The sequence below is a fragment of the Mesorhizobium sp. M2A.F.Ca.ET.037.01.1.1 genome, assembly GCF_003998075.1.
Taxonomy (GTDB): domain Bacteria; phylum Pseudomonadota; class Alphaproteobacteria; order Rhizobiales; family Rhizobiaceae; genus Mesorhizobium.
Genome location: NZ_RZSA01000637.1, coordinates 1 through 4,001, shown reverse-complemented (window position 1 = coordinate 4,001; position 4,001 = coordinate 1). Strand labels below are relative to the sequence as shown.

The following is a 4,001-nucleotide window of genomic DNA, read 5'->3' as shown; positions in this document are numbered from 1 at the left end:
GCGCACGATCTCCCATGCGTCGCGGTGGTCGTTGATATGGCGCCCCCAAGCCAGCGCTTCGTAACCGACGCGCAGGCCCCGGCGCGCCGCGCGCTCGCCCAGTTCGCGGAAGTCGGCGGCGGCCCGGTCTATGCCGCCAAGCGCCATTGGCGAGACGTTGGAGCAGACAAGCATCAGGTCGGTGCCGAGTTCCCGCATCAGGTCGAACTTGCGTTCGGCCCTGTCGAAGGCGTGCTGTCTTTGCGGCTCCGGCAATCCTTCGAAATCGCGGAATGGCTGGAAGACCGTAATTTCCAGCCCATGATCGCGAACCATCCGTCCCACTTCGGCCGGCGTACCGTCGAAAGCCAGGAAGTCGTTCTCGAAGATCTCCGCGCCATCGAATCCGGCCGCGGCTATGGCTGCGAGCTTTTCGCGAAGGTCGCCGCTGATCGAGACGGTGGCGATGGAGGTCTTCATCGTTGTTGGCGCGTCAAAGGAGCGCGATGGCACGCGTTGGTCCACCAGTCGCGCCCTTAACCTTCGGAATGCCGAGGAAAAGACGTGCGCCGGCTTCCGGGATCGCATCGAGATTAGCCAGGCACTCCACGCCCCAACGGCCGCTGCCCAGCCATTCGTAGTGGACCGGAAAAGCTCCGCTTGAGTTTAAGCCGGTGTCGAGCGAGAGGGTATCGACGCCGATACCCTTCACCTTGCGTTCGTTAATCAAAAACTGCGCGGCCTCTACATGAAAACCAGGGGTGTGGTTCTTCTTCTGATCGTCTCTGCCAGCGAATTTTGGATCGCCGACCAACTTGTGCCAGCCGGAGTTCATCACCACGCAGCAGCCTTCCGGCAGGGGACCGTTCTTCGATTCCCAGGCCTTGATGTCGTCCGGGGTCAACGCCGTGTCCGCATTCTCGGCCGCACGCGCTGCGATGTTGATGATGGCGACCGGGACTATCAGATCCGCGATCGGGATCAGATCCGCCGTCATTCCATCTGCGGAGAAGTGGATCGGCGCGTCCATATGCGTGCCACTATGCTCGACGATCGTCCATCGATTGAGGTTCACCTTATCCTTGGCAAAGGTGACGAGATGTTCGACGGTGAACCATTTCTCACCGCTGAAGGTCGGAAAGCCCTCATAGAGCGCGTGCGAGAGGTCGACCGTATCGGTGAAACTGATCGGCGCCGCTTGGGCCGGCGGCACTGCCGGAAGCGCGGCGACCGCCGCCGCGCCAAGCCCAAGTGTAAATCCGGCTTTGAGCAAGCCTCTGCGCGTCGCATTTTCGCAGATCGAGTGAAGGCATCCTGGAGGGCACATGCGATCTCCTTCCCCTTTGATGGTTAAAAGTCATGCCGGTCTATACTAACCAGTTCGTTCATTCGCCCGCTTCCGCGAGCGGGTGATGGAGCCGCTATGCGTCGATCAATTCCTTCAGCGATTTCACGGCCGTCGCATATCCGCGAGGGCCGAGACCGGCGATGACGGCGGTCGCGACCTTCGAGACCAGCGAGCGGTGATAGATTTCCTCGCGCCGGTGGATGTTGGAAATGTGGAGCTCGACGATCGGCCCGGCGAACATCTTCAGCGCATCGAGAATGGCAATCGAGGTGAAGGAGAACCCGGCCGGATTGATGACGATGCCGGCGCCGTCGTCGATCGCCTGGTGGATCCAGTTGACGACCTCGCCCTCGAAATTGGACTGGTGGAAGCGGAGCGGATGTTCGCCGGCCGCCTCGCGGCACATAGCCTCGATCTCGGCGAGCGTCGTCCTGCCGTAGATCTCAGGTTCGCGTGTCCCGAGGCGGTTGAGGTTCGGGCCATTGATCACAAAGATTGATTTCATTCCGAAGCTCCCTGTCACCCCTGATAGCCGAGCAAGCGCGGTAGCCAGAGCACAAGCCCCGGAAAGAAGGTGATCAGCGCCAGCGAGCCGATCATTGCCCCGAGGAAAGGCAGTACATTGCGCACCAGGTCCCTAAATGGCACTTCGGCGATCCTGGCCATGATGAAGAGCAGCAGGCCATAAGGCGGCGTGACGAGGCCAAGCATGATGTTGACGACGACCACCACGCCGAAATGCACCAGATCGATGCCCAGCGCCCGCGCAGTCGGGATGAGCACCGGCACGATGACCAGCAGGATGGTCGTTCCCTCCAGCACGCAGCCCAGCAGCAAAAGCAGGATGTTGACGAGGATCAGGAAGCCTGTGGGCGATAGCTGCCAGGCCTGCAGCAACGCGCTCACCGACTGCGGGATGTTCTCGACGGTCACCACATAGTTGAACACCAGCGCACCGCCGATCAACATGCCGATCGAGGCGCTGGTGCGGGCGCTCACCAGCACCGAGCGGTAGAAATCGGCGAAACTGACGCTGCGATAGAGGACGACCGAGACCAGCAAGGCGTAGGCGCCGGCGACGGCGGCCGCCTCCGTCGGCGTGGTTGCGCCGCTGTAGATGCCGCCCAGCAACACCACCGGCATCATCAGCGAGGGCAACGCCTGCCAGGTGATGCGCGGCATCTCGCGCAGCGGCGTCGGCGGTTCGACCGGAAAGCCGTGGACGCGGGCATGATAGGCGACGATGGTCATCTGACCCGCCGCCATCAGCAAGCCGGGCACCACGCCGCCGAGGAAGAGGTAGCCGATCGAGGCGTCGGAGACGAGGGCGTAGACGACCATCGGGATCGAGGGCGGGATGATCGGTCCGATCACCGCCGTCGCGGCGGAGAGCGCGGCAGCATAGCTCGGCGGGTATTTGCCGTCCTTGGTCATTATCTTCTGCATCAGCTTGCCGGGCCCGGCGGCGTCGGCGATAGCCGAGCCCGACATGCCGGCAAAGATGATCGCCTGGACAATGTTGACGAAGGCGAGGCCGCCGCGAAAGCGGCCGACAATGGCATTGCAGAAGCGCAGCAGCCGCTCGGTCATCGAGCCGATGTTCATAAGTTCGGCCGCCAGCACGAAAAGGGGCACGGCGAGAATGATGTAGTTGGCATACATGCCGTTCAGCAACTGTTCGGCAACTGTGCCCATGTCGAGCCCGGCAAGCAGCAGATAAAGGATCGAGCCGGCGATCATGGCATGGCCGATCGGCAGACCGAGAAAGGCCAGTGTCGTGATCGCGATGACCGACAGGGAGAAGGGGCTGGCGAGGTTCACGTGCCGGACCCCATTTGTGTCGGATCCGGCTTCTCAGGCGCCGGACCGAAGGCTGCCTGCCAAGAAAGCCACAGGTAGCGCATCAGGGTCGCGACGGCAAAGACAAGATAGATCGAGAAGAGCCAGTCGAAGCGGAACTTCAGGTAGGCGGTGTGCTCGACCTTCATGAAGGTCACGTAATCGAACACCGCTGGCAACGAGATCGTGTAGAGCACGATGAGCGCCACGGCCGCCGTCATGAACATGACGCGGCGGATGCCTGGTCCTGCCGATGCGTAGAAGAGGTCGAAGCGGATCTCTTCTTCCTCCCGGATCACGAAGGCGGCCCCCCAGAGCACCAGCCAAATCCACAGCATCACACTGAGCTCGTTGGTCCAGCCGATCGGGAAATTCAGCAGATAGCGAAAGACGATCTGCAGGATGAACGCGGCAAACATCAGCGCCATCATGGCGGCCAGCACGGCCTCCGCGAGGCGATAGAGTCGGCCGGCGATTTCGCGCGGATTGGCGTTCAAGATTGGTCCCTCACGGCGGCGGCGTGGCGGCGCCGGCTCCACGGTATTCACCCTGGAGCCGGATCGGTTCAGAGCGCGTTGATTTTCTCCAGCATGCCGGCCGGCCAGTCTTTCGCCAGGTCGGACGCCAGATACTGCTCTTGCACGTGCTTGCGGAAGGCGGCGACGTCTGGCTCATAGAGCTTCAGCCCCTTGCCTTTGAAAAACTCGACCAATTCCTTTTCCCGTGCCAGATGCTTGCCGGTCGAGAACTCGATGGCCGCGTCGGCCGCGGCCTGGAGCCGCCCCTGCTTGTCGGCTCCCATCTCGTCCCACACTTTCTTGGAGACGGCCAGAAG

Annotated in this window: 5 protein-coding genes and 1 pseudogene; all 6 read right to left on the bottom strand. The window is 62.1% G+C overall.

The window, feature by feature from the left end:
• On the bottom strand, positions 1-459 hold a 459-nt coding region (locus EOA27_RS25950; RefSeq protein ID WP_145970531.1), incomplete at its 3' end, for a sugar phosphate isomerase/epimerase.
• 13 nt (positions 460-472) lie between these two features.
• Positions 473-1,252 (bottom strand): cyclase family protein, encoded by a 780-nt coding sequence (locus tag EOA27_RS25945; RefSeq protein WP_210211644.1) that lies wholly within the window; start codon positions 1,250-1,252, stop codon positions 473-475.
• A gap of 148 nt (positions 1,253-1,400) precedes the next feature.
• On the bottom strand, positions 1,401-1,832 hold the full coding sequence (locus EOA27_RS25940) for a type II 3-dehydroquinate dehydratase (protein ID WP_126080027.1): 432 nt from the start codon (positions 1,830-1,832) through the stop codon (positions 1,401-1,403).
• Positions 1,833-1,846: 14 nt separating this feature from the next.
• Positions 1,847-3,148 (bottom strand): TRAP transporter large permease, encoded by a 1,302-nt coding sequence (locus tag EOA27_RS25935; RefSeq protein ID WP_127257596.1) that lies wholly within the window; start codon positions 3,146-3,148, stop codon positions 1,847-1,849.
• Complete coding sequence (locus EOA27_RS25930) at positions 3,145-3,663, bottom strand: TRAP transporter small permease subunit (protein ID WP_348525911.1); 519 nt, start codon at positions 3,661-3,663, stop codon at positions 3,145-3,147. The genes EOA27_RS25935 and EOA27_RS25930 overlap by 4 nt, the downstream gene beginning before the upstream one ends.
• A 68-nt stretch (positions 3,664-3,731) precedes the next feature.
• Positions 3,732-4,001, bottom strand: a pseudogene (locus EOA27_RS25925) (C4-dicarboxylate ABC transporter); the annotation flags it as partial.